The organism is Streptomyces sp. Q6 (genome assembly GCF_036967205.1).
Taxonomy (GTDB): Bacteria; Actinomycetota; Actinomycetes; order Streptomycetales; family Streptomycetaceae; genus Streptomyces; species Streptomyces citrinus.
In genome coordinates this window covers 774,489-790,815 of record NZ_CP146022.1, presented here as the reverse complement: position 1 = coordinate 790,815, position 16,327 = coordinate 774,489, and the positions used below count along the sequence as shown (strand labels likewise).

Annotated in this window: 15 protein-coding genes; 8 read left to right on the top strand and 7 right to left on the bottom strand. The window is 72.5% G+C overall.

All coding sequences use genetic code 11. From position 1 onward, the window contains the following. Window positions 1–157: 157 nt before the first annotated feature. Window positions 158–1,456 carry a DUF6986 family protein gene (locus tag V2W30_RS03825; protein WP_338703468.1) on the top strand — a complete coding sequence of 433 codons (1,299 nt, stop codon included), beginning with the start codon at window positions 158–160 and terminating at the stop codon, window positions 1,454–1,456. Between the two features lie 108 nt (window positions 1,457–1,564). Here V2W30_RS03825 and V2W30_RS03820 read toward each other — a convergent pair whose 3' ends face one another. Then, complete coding sequence (locus V2W30_RS03820) at window positions 1,565–2,602, bottom strand: LacI family DNA-binding transcriptional regulator (protein ID WP_338693655.1); 1,038 nt, start codon at window positions 2,600–2,602, stop codon at window positions 1,565–1,567. A gap of 237 nt (window positions 2,603–2,839) precedes the next feature. Between V2W30_RS03820 and V2W30_RS03815 the strand changes: the two genes are divergently transcribed. Next, window positions 2,840–3,802 (top strand): ROK family protein, encoded by a 963-nt coding sequence (locus V2W30_RS03815; protein WP_338693653.1) that lies wholly within the window; start codon window positions 2,840–2,842, stop codon window positions 3,800–3,802. A gap of 96 nt (window positions 3,803–3,898) precedes the next feature. On the opposite strand, the gene V2W30_RS03810 is transcribed toward V2W30_RS03815, so the two are convergent. Next, window positions 3,899–5,932: an NPCBM/NEW2 domain-containing protein gene (locus V2W30_RS03810; protein ID WP_338693651.1), complete on the bottom strand. Its 2,034-nt coding sequence runs from the start codon at window positions 5,930–5,932 to the stop codon at window positions 3,899–3,901. Between the two features lie 189 nt (window positions 5,933–6,121). Further along, window positions 6,122–6,625: an STAS domain-containing protein gene (locus V2W30_RS03805; protein WP_338693649.1), complete on the bottom strand. Its 504-nt coding sequence runs from the start codon at window positions 6,623–6,625 to the stop codon at window positions 6,122–6,124. Between the two features lie 596 nt (window positions 6,626–7,221). On the opposite strand from V2W30_RS03805, the gene V2W30_RS03800 reads away from it, so the two are divergent. Beyond that, on the top strand, window positions 7,222–7,656 hold the full coding sequence (locus tag V2W30_RS03800) for an NUDIX hydrolase (protein WP_338693647.1): 435 nt from the start codon (window positions 7,222–7,224) through the stop codon (window positions 7,654–7,656). 49 nt (window positions 7,657–7,705) lie between these two features. On the opposite strand, the gene V2W30_RS03795 is transcribed toward V2W30_RS03800, so the two are convergent. Further along, complete coding sequence (locus V2W30_RS03795) at window positions 7,706–7,882, bottom strand: hypothetical protein (protein WP_338693645.1); 177 nt, start codon at window positions 7,880–7,882, stop codon at window positions 7,706–7,708. A 133-nt stretch (window positions 7,883–8,015) separates the two neighbouring features. Between V2W30_RS03795 and V2W30_RS03790 the strand changes: the two genes are divergently transcribed. Further along, entirely contained in the window at window positions 8,016–9,011 is a 996-nt protein-coding gene (locus V2W30_RS03790; RefSeq protein ID WP_338693643.1) for an NUDIX domain-containing protein, read from the top strand. On the opposite strand, the gene V2W30_RS03785 is transcribed toward V2W30_RS03790, so the two are convergent. After that, window positions 8,981–9,730 carry an MBL fold metallo-hydrolase gene (locus V2W30_RS03785; RefSeq protein WP_338693641.1) on the bottom strand — a complete coding sequence of 250 codons (750 nt, stop codon included), beginning with the start codon at window positions 9,728–9,730 and terminating at the stop codon, window positions 8,981–8,983. The genes V2W30_RS03790 and V2W30_RS03785 overlap by 31 nt on opposite strands. Window positions 9,731–9,822: 92 nt before the next feature. Next, window positions 9,823–11,184: a dipeptidase gene (locus V2W30_RS03780; RefSeq protein WP_338693639.1), complete on the bottom strand. Its 1,362-nt coding sequence runs from the start codon at window positions 11,182–11,184 to the stop codon at window positions 9,823–9,825. Window positions 11,185–11,327: 143 nt separating this feature from the next. Here V2W30_RS03780 and V2W30_RS03775 point away from each other — a divergent pair, with 143 nt between their 5' ends. Further along, window positions 11,328–12,551, top strand: a complete 1,224-nt coding sequence (locus V2W30_RS03775; RefSeq protein ID WP_338693638.1) for a geranylgeranyl reductase family protein — start codon at window positions 11,328–11,330, stop codon at window positions 12,549–12,551. 73 nt (window positions 12,552–12,624) lie between these two features. On the opposite strand, the gene V2W30_RS03770 is transcribed toward V2W30_RS03775, so the two are convergent. Beyond that, window positions 12,625–13,086: a nitroreductase/quinone reductase family protein gene (locus V2W30_RS03770; RefSeq protein WP_338693637.1), complete on the bottom strand. Its 462-nt coding sequence runs from the start codon at window positions 13,084–13,086 to the stop codon at window positions 12,625–12,627. A 176-nt stretch (window positions 13,087–13,262) separates the two neighbouring features. Here V2W30_RS03770 and V2W30_RS03765 point away from each other — a divergent pair, with 176 nt between their 5' ends. The 3 genes from V2W30_RS03765 to V2W30_RS03755 all read left to right on the top strand — a co-directional run bounded on the left by V2W30_RS03765 (window position 13,263) and on the right by V2W30_RS03755 (window position 16,172). Then, window positions 13,263–13,994, top strand: a complete 732-nt coding sequence (locus V2W30_RS03765; RefSeq protein ID WP_338693636.1) for a TetR/AcrR family transcriptional regulator — start codon at window positions 13,263–13,265, stop codon at window positions 13,992–13,994. A gap of 163 nt (window positions 13,995–14,157) precedes the next feature. Then, window positions 14,158–15,510 carry a sensor histidine kinase gene (locus tag V2W30_RS03760; protein ID WP_338693635.1) on the top strand — a complete coding sequence of 451 codons (1,353 nt, stop codon included), beginning with the start codon at window positions 14,158–14,160 and terminating at the stop codon, window positions 15,508–15,510. Beyond that, the gene (locus tag V2W30_RS03755) at window positions 15,507–16,172 is read left to right on the top strand and encodes a response regulator transcription factor (protein ID WP_338693633.1); all 666 of its coding nucleotides are present in this window, start codon (window positions 15,507–15,509) and stop codon (window positions 16,170–16,172) included. Before V2W30_RS03760 ends, V2W30_RS03755 begins: the two co-directional genes overlap by 4 nt. Window positions 16,173–16,327 lie beyond the last annotated feature (155 nt).

Genomic DNA, 16,327 nt, shown 5'->3' with positions numbered 1-16,327 from the left:
TGCCGGGGCCGCGTGGCGTTCATCGCCGCGCGGCCCCGTCCGCGTACCGGGACCATGGAGGACGACCATTGACGCAGGTCACCCCGCCCCGTTAACTTCGCTATACGGATTGTTGATTCCGTGAAGCGGAAACAGTGAGCGTATGGAGGGTGCACGAATGGGTCAGCAGGAGAAGGTGTCGACGAGCCTCGCGGGCGCGGTCAGCGAGGGCATCAGCGCCTCACTCGCCCCGGTCGACGCGGAACTCGCCCGCCGGTACCCGGGGGACCCCGGCACCCGTCAGCCCGTGCACACGGTCTATGTGCCCGCTGACGCCTTCGACGCGGGCACCGTACGGTCCTGGGGCGACCAGGCCCTCGCGCAGCTCGACGAACACGCCCCGGACGCCGCCTCGTTCGCCGCCGTGCTCGGTCTGAGCGACGAGCTCGCCGAGCCGGTCCACAGCCGCGTCCGCGCGAAGCTGGAGCGCGAGCCGATCGAGGACCTGCGCGTCGACTTCGAGGACGGCTACCGGCCCGCCTCCGCCGCCGACGAGGACGAAGCGGCCGCCCGCGCCGCGCGCCTCATCGCCGAGGCCTACGCGAACGGCACGGCCGCCCCGTACATGGGCATCCGCATGAAGTGCATGGAGGCCGCAGTCCGCGACCGCGGCATCCGCACGCTCGACATCTTCCTGACCGGGCTCATGGAGCACGGCGGTCTGCCGGACGGGCTCGTCCTGACGCTGCCGAAGGTCACGTACCCGGAGCAGGTCACCGCGATGGTGCGGCTCCTGGAGGCCTTCGAGAAGCAGCACGGTCTCGACGCCGGACGGCTCGGGTTCGAGATCCAGATCGAGACGAGCCAGTCGATCCTCGCCGCCGACGGCACCGCCGCCGTGGCCCGCATGATCGGCGCCGCGGAAGGCCGTGCGACCGGACTGCACTACGGCACGTTCGACTACAGCGCCTGCCTCGGCGTCTCCGCCGCGTACCAGGCCAGCGACCACCCGGCCGCCGACTACGCGAAGGCCGTCATGCAGGTCGCCGCCGCCGGTACGGGGGTGCGCGTCTCCGACGGCTCCACGAATGTGCTGCCGGTCGGCTCCACCGCCAAGGTCCACGACGCGTGGCGGCTCCACTTCGGCCTCACCCGCCGCGCCCTCGCCCGCGCCTACTACCAGGGCTGGGACATGCACCCGGGCCACATCCCGACGCGGTACGCGGCCGTGTTCGCCTTCTACCGCGAGGGGTTCGAGGCGGCCGCCGCGCGTCTCGCCGCGTATGCGAACCAGGCCTCCGGCGACATCGCCGACGAGCCCGCCACCGCGAAGGCCCTCGCCGGTTACCTGCTGCGCGGCCTGGACTGCGGCGCGCTCGACATCGCCGAGGTCGCCCGGCTCACCGGGCTCACGCGCGCGGACCTGGAGGGCTACTCCGCGCCCCGCCGGGGCGACCTGACGGTGACGGGCGAGTAGCGCCGGAGCCGGGACAGGGGCCCGCCCCCACACACTTCTGCCCCTTCCCGGGGACGGCCGGGAAGGGGCAGAAGCACGTCACGGACAGACGGTCCGGGACCTCGACGGTCAGTCGGCCGGCGGCAGTTCGCCCGAGCCGCGCTGGATCAGTCGCGTCGGCAGCTCGATCCGCTCGGGCAGCAGCGTCGCCCCGTCCAACTGCCGGAACAGCCGCTCGGCCGCGGTGCGACCCAACTGCGCGGCGTCCTGCGCCACCACCGTCACGCCCGGCTTCAGCAGGTCGCCCAGCTCGATGTCGTCGAAGCCCACCAGGGCGACGGGGCGGTCGAGTTCGGCCAGGACGCGGACCACGGTGACCGTCACACGGTTGTTGCCCGCGAAGATCGCCGTCACCGGGTCGGGGCCCGACAGCATCTCCTCTGCCGCGCGCCGCACCCGCTCCGGATCGGTGACACCGAGGGACATCCAGCGGTCCTCGACCGGTATCCCCGCGTCCTCCATCGCGACCCGGTAGCCGCGCAGTCGCTCGGCCGCCGTGTGGATGCGCGGCTGGTCGCCGATGAAGCCGATCCGGCGGTGGCCGCCCCCGATGAGATGGGCGACGCCGTCGCGCGCGCCGCCGAAGCTGTCCGACAGCACGACGTCCGCGTCGATCTTCCCGGCGGGCCGGTCCACGAACACGGTCGCGACACCCGCCGCGATCTCCGGCTCCAGATAGCGGTGGTCGTCACCGGCGGGGATCACGACCAGGCCGTCGACGCGGCGCGCGCACAGCGCGAGCACCAACTCCTGCTCGCGGTCCGGGTCCTCGGCGCTTGAGCCGTTGATGAGCAGCGCGCCGTGTGCCCGCGCGACCTCCTCGACGGCGCGGCTGAGCGGCCCGTAGAACGGGTCGGCGAGATCCTCGAGGACCAGGCCGATGCTGGCCGTTCGCCCCTTGCGCAGGACCCGCGCGCTGTCGTTGCGCCGGAAGCCCAGCGCCGCGATCGCCTCCTGGACGCGCCGCTCGGTGTCCGGCGTGACCCCCGGCTCGCCGTTCACGACACGGGAGACGGTCTTGAGGCCGACGCCGGCGCGCGCGGCCACGTCCTTCATCGTCGGGCGGTTGCCGTAGCGGTTCTCGGTGCGGCGGGCGGTGCGGTCCACTCTGCGCTGTCCTGTCCTTCGTCGCTGCCGTGCAGCCGGTCACCTGGAAGGGGTGACGGCGACCGTTCGTGAGGGTCATCATGCTGTATGGGCATGTGGCGTCGAGCATAGGGCCTGGACAACGTTGTCAGATGCGGGAGAGACTGTCCATCGCTTTGCTCGAGCTGCTCCGAGCGGTTCCGAGCCGCTCCGGACCGCCCTGAGTTGACCTGCCCTTCCCCGGGAGAACTGACACTGATGCACACGGACCTCGTCGCCGCGCTCGACATCGGCGGCACCAAGATCGCCGGCGCCCTGGTGGACGACCAGGGCCGCATCCTGCGGCGGGCCCAGCGGCCGACGCCCGCGCAGGAGGACGGCGAGACGGTGATGGGCGCGGTGGCGGCGGTGCTCGCCGAGCTGACGGCGTCGCCGATGTGGCCGGACGTGCGGGCCGTGGGCATCGGCAGCGCGGGTCCCGTGGACCGCTCCGCGGGCACGGTCAGCCCGGTCAACGTGCCGGGGTGGCGCGGTTTCCCGCTGGTCGAGCGCGTACGGTCCCTCGCGGGCGGCCTGCCGGTCGAGCTCATCGGCGACGGGGTGGCGATCACGGCGGCGGAGCACTGGCAGGGCGCTGCCCAGGGGCACGACAACGCCCTGTGCATGGTGGTCTCGACGGGCGTCGGCGGCGGCCTCGTCCTGGGCGGCCAGGTGCACCCCGGTCCTACCGGGAACGCGGGACACATCGGCCACATCAGCGTCGACCTCGACGGCGACCTCTGTCCGTGCGGCGCACGCGGCTGCGTCGAGCGCATCGCCAGTGGCCCGAACATCGCCCGGCGCGCGCTGTCCGACGGCTGGCGCCCGGAGGCCGACGGCGACACGTCCGCCGCCGCGGTGGCCCGTGCCGCCCGAGCCGGCGACAAGGCGGCGGTGGCTTCCTTCGAGCGTGCCGCACAGGCGCTCGCGGCCGGGATCGCGGCCACGGCCACGCTCGTCGAGATCGACATCGCCGTGATCGGCGGGGGAGTGGCGAAGGCGGGCGACGTGCTCTTCACGCCGCTGCGCCGCGCCCTGCGCGACTACGCGACGCTCTCGTTCGTCCAGCGCCTCACGGTCGCCCCGGCGTCGACCGGGACGGACGCGGGGCTCGTGGGCGCCGCGGCGGCGGCGTTGCGCAGCGGCTCCGGCGCGGCGGCGGCCCATCGCCTTTCGGCCTGACGCGCAACACGGTCCGCCCGGTGCGTGGGCGGGGACACGGGCTGACCCGATGAGCCCCCGCCCACGTACCTGACACGGATGACGCGGGGCGGCGGCTCAGCAGGTCAGCTGCGCGTCCGCCCAGTCCGCGTGGTCGGAGTCGATGCCGTCACCGCCGTCCGTGACGACGAGCCGCACCAGCTGAGCACCCGTCACATCGGCCGAGATCGCCTGCGCGGCATCGGAGTTGGTGAGTGTGCCGGTCGAGGCCACCTTCCGGCCGTCGGCCCACACCTCGAACGCGACGGTGCCCTTGGCGCCCTTCTCGTCGTCGACACCGACCTGCGCGGTGACCCGTTCACAACTGCGGGCCGTGAAGTACTCGACCGAGCTCTCGGCGTGGACGCCGAGCCCCTTGGCGTAGACGGTTCCGCCGATGGTGATCGGCCTGCCGTCGCCCGCGCCGCTCTCGCCGTTGCTGGTGTTCCGCTCGACCGGCCCCCAGCCGTTGGTCGTCGACAGCCACGGGAGATCGCCGAGGGACGAGGTGCCGGCGGGCGGCGCCGTCGCCACATGGGCGGTCACCGGGACGGTCGTCGTCACCTTCGTGCCCTGCGGGGACCGGTAGGAGGCGCGCAGCGTCAGATCGTACGAGCCCGTGGCCGTGCCCGCGGGGACGGTCACCTTCCACGGGGTGCCGAGGGACCTGCCGCCGGGCACGGAGGCCGCCGTCGTCGCACCGCCCGCGGTGACCTTCCAGCCCGCTCCGGCCGGACCGCTCAGTGACACCGACACGTCACGCGCGGTGGTCCGGCCCAGGTTCGTGAACGTACTGGAGACAGCCGTCGAGTCGCCCGGCTCGACGAACACGGCGTCACCCAGGCCGAGTTCGGCCGCCGGCGGGTACGCGGCGAACTTCGGGTCGGCCGCCACGCGCAGCAGCACCGTGCCGTGCGCGGGGACCGTCGCGGCGAGCGTTCCGGCGGTGTTGACGTTCTGGTGCCGCCACAGGTCGCGGGCGACATACCCGTCCGCCGCGGGCAGGCCGACGGCCTTCGCGGTGGTCGCCACGCGCTGCGCGGAACCCGTCTCGTTGAACAGGGCCACGGCGCGGCTGCCGTCCTTCATCTCCTTCGACACGACCCAGCGGCCGCCCTCCGACGAGACGACGCTGCCCTGCTTGCCCAGCGGGTCCTGGTCGACGGCGATCACATCGCGATTGGAGAGGATGTCGTACGTCGCGTCCGACGCCGTACGCAGATCCGTGCCGATGAGCAGCGGCGCCGCCATCACCGACCACATCGAGAAGTGCGTGCGGTACTCGGTGTCCGTCATGCCGCCGTTGCCGACCTCCAGCATGTCGGGGTCGTTCCAGTGACCGGGTCCGGCGTACGGCGCCAGCGGCAGATTCTGCTTCATCAGCGAGAGCATGGAGCCCCAGCTGTCACTGATGTCGCCGGTGGTGCGCCACAGGTGGCCGACGTCGGACGCCCACTCCCACGGCTTGTTCTGGCCCCACTCGCAGATGCTGTAGACGATGGGCCGCCCGGTGGCGCGCAGCGCGTCGCGCATCGTCGTGTACCGCTGCTTGGCGTCGACGCCCTGGTTGTTGCAGTTGTCGTACTTGAGGTAGTCGACACCCCAGTCGGCGAACTGCTGGGCGTCGCTGTACTCGTGGCCGAGCGCGCCGGGGAATCCGATGGTGCTGCACGTCTTGGTGCCGGCGCTGGTGTAGATGCCGAGCTTGAGGCCCTTGGAGTGGACGTAGTCCGCGACTGCCGTGATCCCGTTCGGGAATCGGGCCGGATCCGGTACCAGCTTGCCGTTCGCGTCCCGCTCGGGCAGCGCCCAGCAGTCGTCCAGATTGACGTACTGGTATCCGGCGTCCTTGAGGCCCTTCTCGACGAACAGGTCGGCGATGCCCTTCACCATGGCCTCGTCGAAGTCCGCGCGGCAGTGCGTGGAGTTCCAGTTGTTGAAGCCCATCGGCGGGGTGAGGGCCAGGCCGTCGTCGACGGCCGGTGCGGGCTCGGCGGGCGCGGCCGCGGCGGCGGGGACGGCCGCAAGGCCGCCGGCGCACAGCAGCGCCGCGGCGACCGTCCCGACGACTCTTCGCCCGACGCCGGTCCTGCGGGTGGGAAGACGACGCATCGTCACGTTCCTCCATACTCCCGGAAACTGTCATGGGTGGAGTGCGCGCTTACGGTAGGCCGTGTTCGAGTCTGTTGGAAGAGGTGCGGACGCGAGGGCGTGATGGCCTGCCGAAGTCGGCCACTGTGCCGGGAGTTGTCGATGCGTCGCTACTGGCGCGTTCGGTTGTGTTGGGTTAGGGAGCCGCGTTCAGCGCAGTGCCTCCTCCACGGTCCCCACCGGCTCCAACACCTCGTCGAGTCGCGCCAGTTGGATGATCCGCAGGGTCAGCCGCCGGTCGCAGACGACCCTCGTGCGGCCACCGCGGTCGCGTGCCCGCCGGTAGGTGCGCAGGAGCAGGGAAATCCCTGAGCAGTCGAAGAAGGTCGTGTCGGTCAGGTCGATCACGACGACGCGGTAGGGGCCTGCCGCCACCGCGTCGAGCAGCGGGGTCATCCGCTGGAACGCCAAGAGGTCTATCTCGCCGCTGAGTTGGACGACGACGCTGTCACCGACCGTGTGGATCACCGGCGGAGAGACCGAGTCGTCGAGGTCCGTGAGATCCACGATGTGGGCGATGTCGCCGAGGGCGCCGAACATGAACTCGCCCGAATCGTAGTCCTGTCGGTTGCTTTCCTGCCGCATCTGTTCCCCCCGGGCGATCAGTGGTCCGGCCCAGGAGAGGGAGCCGAGCGCGCCGCCGCTGTGTCTCATGCGATCGAATCGGGAGGTCACCGGGGGCTGGGGCGCCTGATCGGCCACGTTATCCGCCGTTGCGGTGCCGCGTCGTGCCGTAACGATTCCCGGTACGTCCGTATCACTTGATGCAGTGAATTGGCTGCGAATGCCTTGACTAATGCGAGGTGTGTGCGCTTGGGAGAACCGACCCGGTCCATGACGGGCACGGAGGGTGTGGCGGAACCGGTGGGGCGGCAGGGTGTGTGCGGCGCACACCCCGTGTGAACGATGTGCGGCCACGGACCGCGCGCACACGCTTCTGGCCTGGTTCCTGGTGCGCTTGACTGCGCACCAGGAACACACCGAGGAGGCCCGGCAGGGGCCGGCCGGCGACCGTGGGCAGCGGTATCGCGCGGTCGGCCCGGGACCGCAGGTCACCCCGCACCACCTCCGGTTTCCCCCCGATGCCCGGAGGCCGTAGGGGCGGCGCGGGCCCCCGTGCCCGCTCGGTACGGGTGGCCCGCCTGCCTCGACTTCCCTGGGGGCAGGCGGCTGCCACCGGGGAGTGGATCACGGCTGACTACAGTTCCCCTCACCGCCGCACGGCGGCCGCGAGGGGAAGGGGAACCCACTTGGACACCCATCGGCGCACACGTGTGTCCGCGTACGCACTGGCTCTGCGCGAAGAGCGCGTCCTGCTCGCCCGGCTCGCGGACAGCTCGCCCGTGTTCGCCCCCGGCCTGTGGCATCTGCCCGGTGGCGGCATCGATCACGGCGAGCAGCCCGTCGAGGCCCTGACGCGTGAGCTGTACGAGGAGACCGGCCTGGAGATCGCGGCCGCGCACCTCGTCGACAGCCGGGCGTACAGCATGCGACGGGGCGGCGTGGACTGGCACTTGATCGCGCTCTTCTACGCGGTCGAGCTCACCGGCGACGCGGCGCCCGCGGTCGTCGAGGTGGCGGGGACGACCGAGGCGGTCGAGTGGATCCCGCGGGCCGGACTGGACGAGTCGACGCTGTCGCCCGCCGCGGCCGACGGCCTGCGCCTGATGGCGGCGCGGGCCTGAGAGGGCCGGGCTCGTGGTAGCGGCCGTGAGGTGGCGGGTCGGGATTCGGTCAGGCCGCCTGCACCACGTCGCCGCGCACCGCGGCCGCCCACTCCACGACGAGCACCTCGTACTCCCGGCGCTGCGTCTCGCTCAACCGGCCTCCCGTGCGGGCCATGAGGCCACGGATCTGTTCGTTGAGGTCGTCGGCGGATCGTGCGGGATCAGAGGGTGGAGTGGAGAGCATGTGAAGAGAGTAGTGGGCGGGTCCGACAATCCCCACGCGATATGTGCCGGAGCCGCCCCCGTCATCAGCGTCGGGTTTCCGGGGCAGGGTGTTGCGGGCAAGCCTCAGGGGGCCGACGGAAGAGGGGGGAACCGTGATCGTCTGGGTCAACGGTGCGTCCCGCGCGGGCAAGACGACCGCCGCGCGGGAGTTGATCGACCTGATCCCGAACTGCACGCTGTTCGACCCCGAGGTGATCGACGGCGAACTGGAGCGGTTGCTGCCGCCCAAGCGGCTCGCCGAGGTGAGCGATCACCAGGACCTGCCGATCTGGCGGCGGCTCGTCGTCGACACGGCGGCGGCCCTCCTCGCCGAACTGGGTGGGGTTCTCGTGGTGCCGATGGGGCTGCTGCGCCAGGAGTACCGGGACGAGATCTTCGGGGGGCTCGCCGCGCGACGGATCCCTGTGTGCCATGTGCTCCTTGCTCCAGGGGAAACGATCCTGCGCGACCGTGACCCGGGCGGCGAGGCCCCCGCCGACATCGAGCCCTACCGCGCCGCGCTCGCGGGCTGGCTGACCGCGGACGCCTACCTCGTCGACAACGGCGTCCTGTCCCCGTACGAGACCGCCGTGCGGATCGCCGCCGCCGTGCGCACCGGGGAAGCGGCACCCTGCGACATCGTGCAGACCGCCGAACCGACGGCCGAGACCGTCGCGTCCGGCGTGCTGCTCTTCGACGAGCAGGACCGGGTGCTGCTCGTCGACCCCACGTACAAGCCCGGCTGGGAGTTCCCGGGCGGCGTCGTCGAGCCCGGCGAGGCGCCGGCGCGCGCCGGGATGCGCGAGGTCGCCGAGGAGACCGGCATCCACCTCCGCGAGATACCCGGCCTGTTGGTCGTCGACTGGGAGCCGCCGGTGCCGCCCGGCTACGGCGGGCTGCGGCTGCTCTTCGACGGCGGCCGGCTCGACACCGCCACCGCACGCCAAGTACTCCTTCCCGGGCCCGAGTTGCGGCAGTGGCGGTTCGTGACGGAGAGCGAGGCCGCCGCGCTGCTGCCGCCCGTGCGCTACGAGCGGCTGCGCTGGGCGCTGCGCGCCAGGCGCCGCGGCGCCGCGCACTACTTGGAGGCGGGCGTCCCGGTCGGCTGAGCGGCGGCCGTCCGCAGCACCGTCCCGGCCGCGCCCACCACCGGGTCCCCGTGCCCGAAGCAGGCGATCTCGCTGTCCAGGGCGGCGAGGTGGCGGAAGGACGCGAGCGCCTGCTCCCGGTCCAGGTTGAAGACGCCGAGCATCACCTGGCCGTCCAGCGGCGACACGGCGATCGCGTCGCCCGTGAACAGCACGCCGTGCGCGGGGAGATGGATCCCGATCGACCCGTCGGTGTGTCCGGGCGCGCCGACCACCCGCGCCCCGTCCCCGAAGCCGAGCACATCCCCGTCCGCCAACTCGGCGACGGAAGAGGGAAGTTCGGGGCGCTCGGGCGGGGTCGGCAGCTGCGCGAGGGCCTGCGCGTGGATCGGCCGTTCCCAGTCCTCGAAGACCGGCGGGGGGCCGACCGCCTCGCCGCGTACGAACGGGGCGTCCAGCCGGTGCGCGTACACCTCGGCGCCGCTGAGGCGCGCGAACTCACCGGCGCCGCCCGCGTGATCCTCGTGGAAGTGCGTGAGCACGATCCGCCGTACGTCCTCGGGGGCGTGCCCCCAGTCCCGTACGGCGTCGGCGATCGGCTGCCCCGCGCCCGGGGCGCCCGCGTCGATCAGGGTCAACTCGTCGCCGTCGCGCCAGAGATAGGCCTGGCCGACGGGGAAGCGCAGCAGGCGCAGTCGGGGCGTGAGGTCGACGGTGGCCGTCAGGTCGTAGGTCGTCATGCCGTGACCGTACGAGCGGCGCGGGCGCGACGGCGAACGACTTGGCTCTCGGCAGAGAAACCGGTGGGCGCCCTGCCGAGAGCCGAGCGGTGTCAGTTCGCTGCGGCGTACTTCTGGAGGAACAGCGCCTCCGCGACCGACAGACGCTCCAACTCCTCAGGCGAGACACTCTCGTTGACCGCGTGGATCTGCGCCTCCGGCTCGCTCAGGCCGATGAGGAGGATCTCCGCCTCGGGGTAGAGCGAGGCCAGCGTGTTGCACAGCGGGATCGAGCCGCCCTGCCCCGCGTACTGCATGTCCCGGCCGTCGTACGCCTCGCGCATCGCGTCCGCCAGCGCGGCGTACGCGGGGCTCTGCGTGTTCGCGCGGAACGGCTGGCCCTGGCCGACCTGCTCGACGCTCACCCGGGCGCCCCACGGGGTGTGCGCCTCGATGTGCGCCGACAGGAGCTTGGTCGCCTCGTCGGCGTCCACGCCCGGCGGCACCCGCAGGCTGATCAGCGCGCGGGCACCGGCCTGCACGGACGGCGTCGCGCCGACGACCGGCGGGCAGTCGATGCCGAGGACGGTCACGGCGGGGCGTGCCCAGATGCGGTCGGCGACCGTGCCCGAACCGATGAGCCGTACCCCGTCGAGGACCTTCGCGTCCTTGCGGAACGCCTCCTCCTCGTACTGCAGACCGTCCCAGGCCTCCGACGCGTCGAGACCGTCGATCGTCGTCGAACCGTCCTCGGCGCGCAGCGAGTCGAGGACCCGCACCAGGGCGGCCAGCGCGTCGGGCGCCGCGCCACCGAACTGACCGGAGTGCAGGTTCCCTTCCAGCGTGTCCATCTGTACGCGGATCATGGTCATCCCGCGCAGCGTGGCGGTCGCCGTCGGCAGGCCGACGCGGAAGTTGCCCGCGTCGCCGATGACGATCGTGTCGGCGGTGAGGAGATCCGGGTGCTGCTCGGCGTAGCGCTCCAGGCCGCCGGTGCCCTGCTCCTCCGAACCCTCCGCGATCACCTTGACGTTGACCGGCACTCCACCGTTCGCCTTCAGCGCACGCAGGGCCAGCAGATGGAGGATGACGCCGCCCTTGCAGTCGGCGGTGCCGCGGCCGTACCAGCGGCCGTCCGCACGCTCGGTCAGCTCGAACGGGGGCGTCACCCACGCGGCCTCGTCCAGCGGCGGCTGCACGTCGTAGTGCGCGTACAGCAGGACCGTCGGCGCGCCCGCCGGGCCGGGCAGGAAGCCGTACACCGACTGGGTCCCGTCCGGGGTGTCGAGCAGCGCGACGTCCTGGAAGCCCTCGGCGCGCAACGCGTCCGCGACCCAGTTCGCGGCGCCCTCGCTCTCGCTCTTCGGGTATTGCGCGAAGTCCGCCACCGATGTGAAGGCGACCAGTTCGGTCAGCTCCTCCTTGGCCCGCGGCATGAGCGAGGCGACGGATTCGGCGATCGGATGCGGCGACATGGGCACGCTCCTCGTAGGTGCGACGTTGTGCAGGGTGTGCCGATGATCCTCCCACAGAGGGTCTCGGCGCCGCCCGCCGTAGGATGCGCGGTAAAGGTGCGGCAGGCATGCCCAGGTCGGCGATTCGGGAGCAGTAGACCATCGTGAGCAGCGAGAACTCGGCGGGCGGCAACGAGATGGGTGACGAGGGGTCGGCACAGGTGTGGGACGTCGTCGTCGTGGGCGCGGGACCCGCCGGGGCGTCCGCCGCCTACGCGGCCGCGGTCGCCGGGCGTCGGGTCCTGCTTCTGGAGAAGGCCGAACTGCCCCGCTACAAGACGTGCGGCGGTGGCATCATCGGCCCGTCCCGCGACGCGCTGCCCCCGGGCTTCGACCTGCCGTTCAAGGACCGGATCAACGCGGTGACGTTCTCCCTGAACGGCAAGTACACGCGGACCCGCCGCTCCAAGAGCATGCTGTTCGGGCTGATCAACCGGCCCGAGTTCGACGCCCAGCTCGTCGAGCACGCACAGAAGGCGGGCGCCGAGCTGCGCACCGGCGTCGCGGTCTCCCGCGTCGAGCAGCACGGGTCCGCCGTCCCCGACCGCCGGACGGTCGCCGTGGTCCTCCAGGACGGCGAGACGGTCCTGGCCCGCGCGGTCGTCGGCGCCGACGGCAGCGCCAGCCGCATAGGAGCACACGTCGGGGTCAAGCTCGACCAGGTCGACCTGGGCCTGGAGGCGGAGATCCCGGTGCCCGAGACGGTCGCCGACGACTGGCGCGGGCGCGTCCTCATCGACTGGGGCCCCATTCCCGGCAGTTACGGATGGGTCTTCCCGAAGGACGACACGCTGACGGTGGGAGTCATCTCGGCGCGCGGAGAAGGCGCCGCGACCAAGAGGTACTTGGAGGACTTCATCGGACGTCTCGGCCTCGCCGGGTTCGAACCGTCCGTCTCCTCCGGGCATCTGACGCGCTGCCGCGCCGACGACTCCCCGCTCTCGCGCGGGCGGGTCCTGGTGTGCGGTGACGCGGCGGGGCTGCTCGAACCGTGGACCCGTGAGGGCATCTCGTTCGCGCTGCGGTCGGGACGGCTCGCGGGCGAGTGGGCGGTGCGGATCTCCGAGTCGCACGACGCGGTGGACGCCCGCCGTCAGGCGCTGAACTACGCCTTCGCGATCAAGGCGGGGCTCGGTGTGGAGATGGCCGTCGGCAAGAAGATGCTGAACGTCTTCGAGCGCAAGCCGGGACTGCTGCACGCGGCCCTGACCGGCTTCCGGCCCGCGTGGAACGCGTTCGCGAGGATCACCCGCGGTTCCTCCTCGCTGGGCGAACTGGTGCGGACGCACCCGATGGCCGGGCGGGCGCTGTCACGCTTCGACGGCTGACCGCCGCGGGCCGCGTGGGCCGTGCGGCCTGTGCCGGCAGTGCAGGCAGTGCGGTCCGTGTGGGACCGATGGTTCAGGCGGCCTTCGTCGTGATGCGGAAGACGGGGTGGTCGGGGGCGATCCTGCGGAGCTCCTCGTCGGAGGAGTCCGGGGTCACGCCCTGGAAGAACGCGCCGAGTTCCGCCTTCCACAGCGTGATGTAGGCGCGCAGCACCGGCACCTTGTCGTCGTCGGCGACCTCGATGGCGGTGAACTCCTCGGTCTTCTTCCCCAGGTGCAGTTCGCCGCCGCCGGCCACCCGCATGTTGTGGGTCCACTGGACGTGGCCGCGCGCCGCCACGAGGTACCGCTCGGCGCCGACGGTCAGCGGGTTGACGGGGGTGGTGCGCCACTCGCCGGTCTTGCGGCCCCGCACCGCCATGACCCGAGAGCCGCGGATGCTCAGGCCCCGGCGGGTCAGAAAGGCCATGGCGCGGTTGACGACGTTCACGGTGATCCAGCCGGGCTTCTGCACGTGCGGGGTGGCTGTGGACATCAGATCCTCCTGTGGCAGAGAAGCGAAGAGACGGAAGGGAAGGAAACCGAGAGCGGTGCTCTCGCTTGAGAGCAGTGTGCACCGGATCGGCGATCCAAAGCAAGAGCAGTGCTCTCTTTTGTGTGCGGCGCTCCGAACCGTGGGCACCGATCCGTTCCCGTGCGACACTGGCCCGCATGAGTACGAGCCGCAGCACGCCCCCACGGAGCGCGACCGCGCAAGGTGCCCGCGCCCGCGCCCGGCAGGAGATCACCGCCGCCATCAAGGACGAGGCCCGCAGGCAGCTCGCCGAGGGCGGCGGAGCCAAGCTCTCGCTGCGCGCCGTCGCCCGCGAACTCGGCATGGTCTCCTCGGCCCTGTACCGCTACTTCCCCAGCCGCGACGAGCTGTTGACGGCCCTGATCATCGACGCGTACGACTCGCTCGGCGTCGCCGCCGAACGCGCGGACGCCGCGTTCCGGGAGGCCGGACACGAGGTGACGCCGGCCCGCCGCTGGGTCGCCGTGTGCCAGGCGGTGCGGACCTGGGCGCACGCCCACCCGCAGGAGTACGCGCTCATCTACGGCTCCCCGGTGCCCGGCTACATCGCGCCGTCGAGCACGGTCGAGCCCGCGGCACGCGTCGGCCTGCTGCTCATCCGCATCGTCCGTGAGGCGTACGAGGACAAGGGCGTGGCGCTGCCGCCGCTGCCGGACGGGCTGCGCCCCGAGGCCGAGCGGATCGCCGCCGATCTCGCTCCCGACCTGCCGCCGGCCGTCGTGATCGCGCTGGTCGCCGCGTGGGCGCAGTTGTACGGGCTGGTCGGCTTCGAGCTGTTCGGACAGTTCAACCGGGTCGTGGAGGACCGGAGCCCGTTCTTCGCGCACGCGGTGGCGCAACTCGCCCATGGCGTCGGCCTGGTGAAGTAGACCCGTGCACCGTCGCGCGACGCAGGCCTCCTCCGCGGCGCCCCGCGCCCCCGACGCGACGCCGCGCGCGAGCGGCACGTAGCGGCACGTACTCCCGGGGAGTACGTGTGATCACCTCGCCCGGCTGACGCCCCTGGAGGCCCGCGGCCCTTAGCGTGGCGGCATGGACGAGCAGCAAGGACGCGACGGCGGTGCGCCCGGCCGCGGGCGCGGCGGACCGCCAGGCCCGCTGACCGGCTCCCACCGGTCGTGGCAGGGCCCGCCGTGGTGGCACCAGGGGCCCGGCCGATGGCAGGGCGACGGCGCCCGCCGGTGGCCGTGGCGGTCCACGGTGCTGGTCACCGCGTTCGTCCTGCTGGGTTCCGGTTTCGCGGCGCGCGGGCAGCCGGAGCGGGCCGACCTGGACCTTTTCGCGCGGCTCCTGCTGATCGCCGGGGGCGTGCTGCTGCTGTGGCGGCAGCGCCACCCCGTCGTCGTCGCCTTCGGGACGGCGGTGTGCGCGACCGTGTACCTCGGCGCCGGGTATCCGTACGGTCCCGTGTTCCTGCCGGTGGCGCTCGCGTGCTTCTCGGCGATCGTCGCCGGGCACCGGTGGGCCGCGTGGGCGGCCGCCGGACTGTTCTGGGTGGGGCACCTCGCCGTCGGGCACTGGCTCTACGCGTACCTGCCGCCGTCCGGGGACGGGCCCGCGTCATGGGGGCAGGAGGGGTTCGTCGCCGCGTGGGTGCTGGCGATCGTGGCCGTCGCCGAGCTGGCCCGGGTACGCCGCGAACAGTGGCAGCAGGCACGGGCCGAGCGGGAGCAGGCGGCCCGGCGGCGGGCCGACGAGGAGCGGCTGCGCATCGCGCGCGAACTGCACGACGTACTGGCCCACTCCATCTCCGTGATCAATGTGCAGGCGGGCGTCGGGCTCGCGCTGCTCGACGCGGACCCGGAGCAGGCGCGGACCGCGCTGACCACCATCAAGGAGGCCAGCAAGGAGGCCCTGGGGGAGGTGCGGCAGGTGCTCGACACGCTCAGGGCACCCGGCGACGCGCCACGCGCCCCGGCACCCGGGCTGGGCCGGCTGCCCGAGCTCGTCGAGCAGGCGGCCGGGGCCGGACTCACCGTCGACGTCACCACGGACGGGGAGCGGCCCGCGCTGCCCCCGGGCGCCGATCTCGCCGCGTTCCGGATCGTGCAGGAGGCGCTGACCAATGTCGTGCGGCACTCCGAGTCACGGCGGGCGCGGGTCCGACTCGGCTACGGCAAGCGGGCGTTGACGCTCACCGTCGACGACGACGGGCCCGCCAGTCACGCGGAGGCCGGCGGCAGCGGCAACGGGCTCGCGGGAATGCGCGAGCGTGCCGCCGCCCTCGGTGGCACGATCGAGGCGGGCCCGCGCCCCGACGGCGGGTTCCGGGTCGTCGCCGACCTGCCCTTCACCGAGGCATCGACCGCAACCTCGTCAGCACCCCCGTCACCCCCGTCACCTCCCTCACCCCCGCCACCCCCGTCATCGGAGGCCCCCCGTTGATCCGCGTACTGCTCGCCGACGACCAGTCGCTCGTCCGCGCCGGATTCAAGGCACTCCTGGACGCGCAGGGCGACATCGAGGTCGCGGGCGAGGCATCCGACGGCGACGAAGCGGTGCGTCTGGTCCGGGAGTTGAAGCCGGACGTGGTGCTGATGGACATCCGGATGCCGCTGCTCGACGGGCTCGCCGCGACCCGCCGGATCAGCGGGGAACCGGACCTGGCGGAGGTGAAGGTCGTCATGCTCACCACCTTCGAACTCGACGAGTACGTCTTCGAGGCGATCCGCTCCGGGGCCTCGGGATTCCTCGTCAAGGACACCGAGCCGGAGGAGCTGCTCCGGGCGGTCCGGGCCGTGGTGCACGGCGACGCGCTGCTCTCGCCCGGGGTCACACGGCGGCTCATCGCCGAGTTCGCGGCCCGCTCCAAGGAGCCGTCGGCCGTCGCGTCGCTGTCCGAACTGACCGAGCGGGAGCGGGAGGTGATGGCGCTCGTCGGGATCGGCCTGTCCAACGAGGAGATCGCGCGCCGCCTGGTCGTCAGCCCGCTCACGGCGAAGACCCATGTCAGCCGCACCATGGTGAAACTGGGCGCCCGCGACCGGGCCCAACTGGTCGTCCTCGCCTACGAGTCGGGGCTCGTGCGGCCCGGATGGCTGGGCTGAGTCACAGGCCCTGCCGCCGCGTCCGCCGTCCGAAGCGCCACCGCACCCGTGCCACCCGCACGAAGAAGCCCACGCCCGCGACCGCCGCGCCCCACTCCGAGGAGCCCCGAGGCCGCACCGCCCGCGACGGCGCCGATGAGCACCGGCGGAGCGAA